This is a genomic window from Cryobacterium sp. MP_M3 (genome assembly GCF_015752155.1).
In the GTDB taxonomy this organism is placed as follows: Bacteria; Actinomycetota; Actinomycetes; order Actinomycetales; family Microbacteriaceae; genus Cryobacterium.
This window is the reverse complement of sequence record NZ_JADOVI010000036.1, coordinates 1-6,989: the sequence shown is the minus strand read 5'-3', so window position 1 is coordinate 6,989 and position 6,989 is coordinate 1. Positions and strand designations below refer to the sequence as shown.

Genomic DNA, 6,989 nt, shown 5'->3' with positions numbered 1-6,989 from the left:
CCCGACGCCCTCATCGCCCTCGCGATGCTCAGCCTCGGCGGGCACAAACCCGTGCTTCCCGGCCGAGACTAACCCACGGAAGCGTCAGGAGAGCCAAATTTTCTCAGAATTTTCACATCTCAGCATTAACTGTTGCAGTGGAGGCATGACCTGTCTACCGTTTTGGACGAATGGGAACATCCAGAAATGCTGGGCCAGTCGGCATTTTTAGTTTTTCTCAACAGTATGGAGACGGAGTTCGCCTTTGTGGCCGAGTTACCCAAGGTGCCCTTGGTGGCGTTTGAGAAAACGGAGTTTGAACTACGCTAAGCCGTTTTCGGGGGTTGGCGAAGGGTGCGGTAGCGGCCGGGTTTGGTGGAGTTGCGCCAGGTGTAGTTACCGGTCAGATTGATGTGTTCCCAGCCGAGCGGGGAGAGGTGTTGAAGCAGCTCGGGCTCGAGGGTGGCGTCGCCGTTTTGGAGGGTTTGGATGATCCTGTCGAGGTAGACGGTGTTCCAGAGCACGATGGCGGCGGTGACGAGGTTGAGTCCGGAGGTGCGGTAGCGCTGTTGTTCGAAGGAGCGGTCGCGTATCTCGCCGAGCCGGTTGAAGAACACGGCGCGGGCGAGGGCGTTGCGGGCTTCGCCTTTGTTCAGGCCCGCGGTGGTGCGGCGGCGCAGATCCGGGCTCTGGAGCCAGTCGAGGATGAACCGGGTGCGTTGGAGGCGGCCGAGTTCCCTGAGGGCGCGGGCGAGTCCGTTCTGCCGGGGATACGCGCCGAGTTTCCTGAGCATCAGCGAGGCGCTGACGGTGCCTGTCTCGATCGACGCGGCCAGGCGAAGGATGTCGGCCCAATGGGCGCGGATCAGGGAGGTGTTCACCGTGCCACCGATGAGGGGGTCAAGATTTGGGTAGGAGCGGCTGGTGGGGATGTAGAGGCGGGTTTCGGCGAGGTCCCGGATTCGGGGCGCGAACCGGAACCCGAGGAGGTGGGTGAGGGCGAAGACGTGGTCGGTGAACCCGGCGGTATCGGTGTAGTGCTCGTGGATGTCGAGGTCGGATTCGTGGTGGAGGAGACCATCGATGACGTACGTGGCGTCGCGGACGCCGACGTTCACCAGCTGGCTGTGGAACGGCGCGTACTGGTCCGAGACGTGTGTGTAGATCAGCCGGCCGGGCGCGGAGCCGTATTTGGGGTTGACGTGCCCGGTGGCCGAGGCGGAGTTCCCGGCCCGGAATCGTTGCCCGTCGGAGGAGGAGGTGGTGCCGTCGCCGAAGTGAGCCGCGAAAGGGTGCCGGTGTTGGGTGTTGACGATTGTGGCTCGGGCGGCGCTGTAGGTCTCGTCGCGGACGTGCATGGCGTGCAGGCGAAGCATCTTCGCGTAGGTGGCTCCGGTGCACGCTTCGGCCATCTTCGTCAGGCCGAGGTTGATCCCGTCGGCCAGGACCACGGTGAGGAGCATGTGGGTGTCGCGGGCGGGCTCGCCGGTCTTCAGGTGCACAAGTTCGTCGGTGAACCCGGTCCAGTTGTTGACCTCGACGAGGATGTCGGTGATCGGCACGCGTGGGAGCATCGCGGCGGCGCGGGTGATGAGGTGTTCCGCTTCGGCCGGGACGATCGTGTCAGCCGCCTCGATGTGAAGGCGACCTGCGTCGATGCTCACACCGGGTAGCTGCTTGGCACCGCCACGCGCATCAACGAGAGCCAGCTCCCGTTCTAGGTCGGCGATTTCACCACTGAGGTAGGCGTCGACGTCGACTGGGAAGGGCAACGGCAGAGTCCCGGTGGCCGTGAGCGTTGCGAACGCGGGAGCGGGGATGAGGTAACTGTCGAGGTCCTTGTGCTGGCGGGATCCCTCGACCCAGAGGTCGCCGGAGCGCAGGGCGTTGCGCAGCTCCGCGAGGACACACATCTCGTAGAACGCCCGGTCGATACTGCCGTCCTCGCCGAACACGACCCGTGCCCAACGAGGTCGGATGATCGATCTGGGCGCGTCCGCGGGAACCGTCCGGGAACCTGTTCGGTTGAGCTCGCGCAGCACGTCGACTGCTTGGAGCAGATCGGCGGTCGCGGGAGCTGCGCGGAAGTTCACCGTCTCCAGCAGATCAGGCGTGTAGCGGCGCAACATCGCGTAACTGTCGCGGATCTGCGGAAGCGAATCAAAATCCTTACCGCGCGCGAGAGTTTTGGCTTCCGTGACGCTGCGCTCAAATGTCTCCCACCCGATCGCCTCGTCAATCGCGGCGAACGGGTCTGAGCCCTTCTCCCGGGCCGTGAGGAGCAGCGCGCCGACGCGGCTGAGGAGTAGGACCTTGTCGTTAATTTCCCTGCCGGCGTCGTGGAACGCGTCCCGGTACCGGTTCTTGGCCTGGTTGAACACTCTCCCCAGGATCCGGTCATGCAACTCGATCACTTCGTCCGTCACCGTGGCCTCAGACTCGATTGCCAGGGCCGCGAGCGTTGCGTATCGGCGTTGCGGCTCGAACTTCGCCAGATCCCCGGCACTCATCTGGCCGCCTTCGCGAGCGAGCTTGAGGAGCCGGTTCTGCCGCACCACCACTCGCAACTCGGGTGGCAGTCCAATTTTCTGCCAGGCCCGAAGACGATCCAAGTGCTCCCTCATGTGCTTCGAGTTCGGTTTCAGCGGGGACTGCCGCAACCAGTTCAACTGTGTTCCCTGGGCGCCAGAACGCGGCCGCAACAGACCATCCAGTGCCTGCTTCTGCTCGATAGTCAGTTCCTCAGCTAACGCGGCGTGAACCATCCGGCTCCCGCGGGTGATCGACGCGGAGACAGCCTCGTCCAAGGTGCCTGCCGAGGGGAGCAACACGCCCCACGAGCGCAGCACTTCAATAGCCTTCTCCGCGACGGCCGGAGCCTTATCCGTCTGCATCGCAATGTCGTCGAGGGCATCGACCAACTCGGTGAAGCTCGCATCCGTGTACGGGCGCACCCCCAACACCGTCTGCAGTTCAGATCCGTGCTCCCACCGCGTCTCAGGTCGCCGCCCGTACTCCGCCCACAACGCCGCCGACAGTCCCAGCTGCCCGGCAACCGCGCCGAGCACCTGAGGCGCCGGCTCCGCCGGTCCGAGTGCCGTGCCGGGGAAACGCATGTACGCCAGCTGCACCGCGAACCCCAACCGGTTCGCGTCCCCGCGGCGGCGACGGATCAGCTCCAGCTCGGCCGAAGTGAACGTGTATTCCCGAGCCAGGTCCTCCTCGGACTCGGGAACGGCCAGCAGCCTCTCCCACTCCAATTCCGACAACGCAGTCCGACGAGGCATACGACACCTTTCTCGAAAACGCAGGAAGATAAGAACCCCGCCGCCGCTACGCGCGGCGCACGGAACTCCGCGGGTCCCGGTCTCTCACAAACACTTCTCGGAACTGTATTCTTGCATCATTCCCCGAAAACGGATTTCGAGAACCGAAACGGTGCCCCATGCTCATCGGCTACGCCCGCGTCTCCACGACCGACCAAAACCTCGACCTGCAACGCGACGCCCTGACCGCCGCGGGCTGCGAGAAAACCTTCACCGACACCATCAGCGGCGCCAAAGCCTCCCGCCCAGGCCTAGACCAGGCCCTCGACCACCTCCGCGACGGGGACACCCTCGTCGTCTGGAAACTCGACCGCCTCGGCCGCTCCGTGAAAAACCTCATCGCCTTCACCGACGGCCTCGAACACGCCGGCATCGGGTTCCGCTCCCTCACCGACCAGATCGACACCACGACCCCTGCCGGCCGATTCTTCTTCCACGTCATGGCGTCCCTCGCCCAAATGGAACGAGAACTCACCGTCGAACGCACCCGCGCCGGCCTCGAAGCCGCCCGCAAGAACGGGCGCCCTCCCGGCCGCAAACGCCTCATGACCGACCGCAAGATCACCGCCGCGAGGCAGCTACTCGCCCAGGGCACCTCCGCCGCCGACGTCGCCCACAACATCGGCGTCTCGATCCCGACCCTCTACCGGTGGATCCCCGCCACCGACCGCTAAACCGGAAAACGGAGCCACAACCACGCTAACCAAGCCCAAAAAATCGGCTTAGCGTAGTTCAAGCTCCGTTTTCTCAAACGTCCCCGGACGGAACTTGCCGCCGAGGTTGACGTGTTCCGCACTCAGTACCGCATCGACCCCAAGGAAACCGCTGCAGTGCCGGCGGACTACCGGCAGCGCCCCGTGGGTGCCGACCTAGCCGAACGAGTCACGGCCATGCACAAGTCACAGGTTCTCAGTACGCGCCCTGCAGCGACCGAGGACGACCGGCAGCGCGGTGCTGCAGCAGCCGCCACGGCCACGCAGCGCGCCCGTGAGAGCGTCAGTGCACCGACAGCCGCACGCCCGGCCAAGACGCAGCAGACGACGGCTGAGGCCCTTCGCGCCCAGTTCGCCCGCAAGGCCGAGCTGCAGCGTGAGCAGCTGCGCCGGGCCGGCCTGAACGTCAAGCCACGCGAGGCCGGCGACAAGCGCAAGGACGAACGGAACCGACCCGAGAGTGACCGAGCCCGCGACGACGGCCTGGAGCGTAACTCCTCGACGTGTCCGAAACTGAACAGTGTTGGTGAGGAACAATCCATCGGGTTGATCCGAACAGCAGGAGTATCGTTCCATAACGATCGCAACACATCAGAAGGCAGAAATGAAGGTCATATCCAGGTTCGTTGGGCTAGGGATGCTGCTGCTTGCGTTTGCGGGTTGTGCTGGTGCCGCCACCACCGTGGAACCGAGCAAACTAGGTGGGGCCGACGAAAACGGCTCCACCATTACTTTTGTCGAGGGACTTCTGACCTACGAACTGACGATGGTAGGAGAAAGCCACATCGGACTGGGCGCACAGTACACAGGTGCTCTTTCCTTTGAGAACGGGTGCCTCCTAGTTGCAGGTGCGCCATTCGTGTTCCCGCGTGAAGGAACGACCTGGGATGGAACGACGTTGTCTGTCAACGGCCACGAGTTCGCGCTTGGCGACCAACTGACCGTGGGCGGAGGCGGTGGGTTCGACGACCTGAAGCTACCTGACGATGCCCGTGACAGGTGTGGAGAGGAGACGCCCATCTTCGTATCCACAATCGACAGCCCGAGATGATGCTGGGGGCACGGTCTCTAAGACAAGCGGCCAACGGCAACCGCTAAGCCCTGAAACGCTGCCAATGCCCCTTCATTGGGGGTGAGCGCGGCCTGGCAGCCTCTCCATAAGCTGGGAAATATTCCAAATATGGGGGACCTTTGTCAAGAAAACACATCGGCCAGCGCTCGGCGTATGTCTATCTACGCTCGAGTTTGATTGCGGCAGTATCGATCGCAATGCTCGCCGGCACAAGTCCGGCCCTTGCGCAGCCTTCCCGGCCTGTTCCTGTGGCTAGTTCGGGATCCAACACGCCGCTGGAGACTCCGCCCGCAGGCGCGGATTCCGCGGCCGAGGAGGCGAAGTGGGAGATTTTGCGCCCCGCAGCAGACGCGATCGCAGCCGTCACCGTGGCGTATCCGAACGATTTTGCATACTCGACCTTCACGAACGATGGGTTCGTTGCCGCGTTCGCTGCTGATGCACCTGAGGAAGCTGTAGCGATACTTGACGGTCCAGGGGTTCCCTTCGAATTGATAGAGAACGTCGGATACTCCTCTGCGCAATTAGAAGAAGACGTGCTGGGACTGACTGACCAGGTTGTGGAACTTACAAACGGGGAAGTCCCATTTGGTATCTCGGCCGTACCCGAGAGCGGTGCCTTCGATGTAACGCTGTATGGAACCGACCAGCTAGCGTCGAGGATGCGGTCATCGGACCCGCTAGATGAACTGGAATCAAGTAGTGATGAACTGGAATCAAGTAGTGGGCTCAAGATAAATGTCACGACGGTTGAATCGGTGCCTGCGACTACCGGCCACGGGCGCCACGGTGGGACTTGGCTAACGTTGTCAGGTCTCCCGCAATGCACCGGCGGATTCGTCGCAAAATCTACAAGCTCTAGTGATTTGGGCCTAATCACCGCCGGACACTGTACGGGAGATTTGAGCTACTGGAACCAAGCCAATGGTGATACGTTCGGTCTCACCAGAGGGACTGGCACCTTAGGTAGCACCGGAGACGCACGCTTTTTCCGTTCGCCAGTCATGATGGATGCTTGGTTTCTTGCCGACACGAACGTCGGCAGGGCTGTTCTAGATGCCCGCAATCCCGTAGGTGGCGAGAGAGTCTGTCGCTACGGCGCAAAAACGCAGGTGGCTCTCTGCGGCAATATCATTGCCGTGACCACGGCATATTACGTCAATGGGCAAAGCATCGGTGGGGTTGCTAGCGCACGTTTGTGGAATGCAAAGGGTGATAGCGGCGGTCCCGTCTACGGCGGCAATACTGCAATGGGAGTAATGTCAGGGACCCTCTTTAACGGCGACGTGCCTGACACCTCAGCGAACCGGATGTTGTGGTTCACGAAGATTGACAATGCAGAAGCAATAACCGGAACCAAGGTCTGCCTCGATCCCGTCTGCCGTTAAGCAATCCTGCTGCAGGGCACAAGAGCGACGCAGTCGGTTCTGGGCGGGATCAACCGGGTAGGTGCCATTTTGCTGGGGGGATTGTCAGGGACACGGCGGGGCCGGTTTCTTTGGTTTCGGAGAGGTGGCCGCGGGTGCGGTCGCAGAAACGAAACGGGCCGTTCGTGGGGTCAAACAAAACTGCCGCATGCCGGTCCCAATCGTTGATCCACCAGGCCGACACCGCCCCGAGGTCATCGCCTAGCTCGGCGGCCAGGTGGGCTTTCCAGAGCGCGACCAGGCGGGCCACGACTTCTTTGTGCTCGAACCATTGCGCGCACCAGTAGAAGCGCTTGTTGGGTCCAACTACCTCCACGATGGAGAAGTGTTCCACGACCCAGTCGAGGAACTGAGCTTGTACGTCAACGTCTTCTTCTGGGGGCATTTGAGAAAACGGAGCTCAGAGTACGTTAGGGCGCTTCCTCAGCGTTCGGTGGCGGGGATCCACCGGTAGAGCGTGGGGATCGAGACG

General features: G+C 62.5%; 5 protein-coding genes. 3 read left to right on the top strand and 2 right to left on the bottom strand.

The genetic code is table 11. The annotated features are described in order from the left end of the window. Positions 1–305: 305 nt before the first annotated feature. Complete coding sequence (locus IWX89_RS18115) at positions 306–3,266, bottom strand: Tn3 family transposase (protein ID WP_196904930.1); 2,961 nt, start codon at positions 3,264–3,266, stop codon at positions 306–308. A gap of 158 nt (positions 3,267–3,424) precedes the next feature. Here IWX89_RS18115 and IWX89_RS18110 point away from each other — a divergent pair, with 158 nt between their 5' ends. The 3 genes from IWX89_RS18110 (at position 3,425) to IWX89_RS18100 (ending at position 6,478) form a co-directional block, all read left to right on the top strand. After that, positions 3,425–3,979 carry a recombinase family protein gene (locus IWX89_RS18110; RefSeq protein ID WP_196904929.1) on the top strand — a complete coding sequence of 185 codons (555 nt, stop codon included), beginning with the start codon at positions 3,425–3,427 and terminating at the stop codon, positions 3,977–3,979. A gap of 643 nt (positions 3,980–4,622) precedes the next feature. Continuing rightward, a complete protein-coding gene (locus IWX89_RS18105; RefSeq protein ID WP_196904928.1) occupies positions 4,623–5,069 on the top strand; it encodes a hypothetical protein in 447 nt (148 codons plus the stop codon). Between the two features lie 140 nt (positions 5,070–5,209). Then, positions 5,210–6,478, top strand: a complete 1,269-nt coding sequence (locus IWX89_RS18100) for a S1 family peptidase (protein ID WP_196904927.1) — start codon at positions 5,210–5,212, stop codon at positions 6,476–6,478. A 49-nt stretch (positions 6,479–6,527) separates the two neighbouring features. Here the strand turns inward: IWX89_RS18100 and IWX89_RS18095 are convergent, their stop codons facing one another. Further along, on the bottom strand, positions 6,528–6,902 hold the full coding sequence (locus tag IWX89_RS18095) for a DUF4913 domain-containing protein (protein WP_196904926.1): 375 nt from the start codon (positions 6,900–6,902) through the stop codon (positions 6,528–6,530). Positions 6,903–6,989: the final 87 nt, after the last annotated feature.

Excerpts from the sequence above, each read along its gene's own strand:
- IWX89_RS18115 (WP_196904930.1), bottom strand. The coding sequence starts at position 3,266 with ATGCCTCGTCGGACTGCGTTGTCGGAATTGGAGTGGGAGAGGCTGCTG.
- IWX89_RS18110 (WP_196904929.1), top strand. The coding sequence starts at position 3,425 with ATGCTCATCGGCTACGCCCGCGTCTCCACGACCGACCAAAACCTCGAC.
- IWX89_RS18105 (WP_196904928.1), top strand. The coding sequence starts at position 4,623 with ATGAAGGTCATATCCAGGTTCGTTGGGCTAGGGATGCTGCTGCTTGCG.
- IWX89_RS18095 (WP_196904926.1), bottom strand. The coding sequence starts at position 6,902 with ATGCCCCCAGAAGAAGACGTTGACGTACAAGCTCAGTTCCTCGACTGG.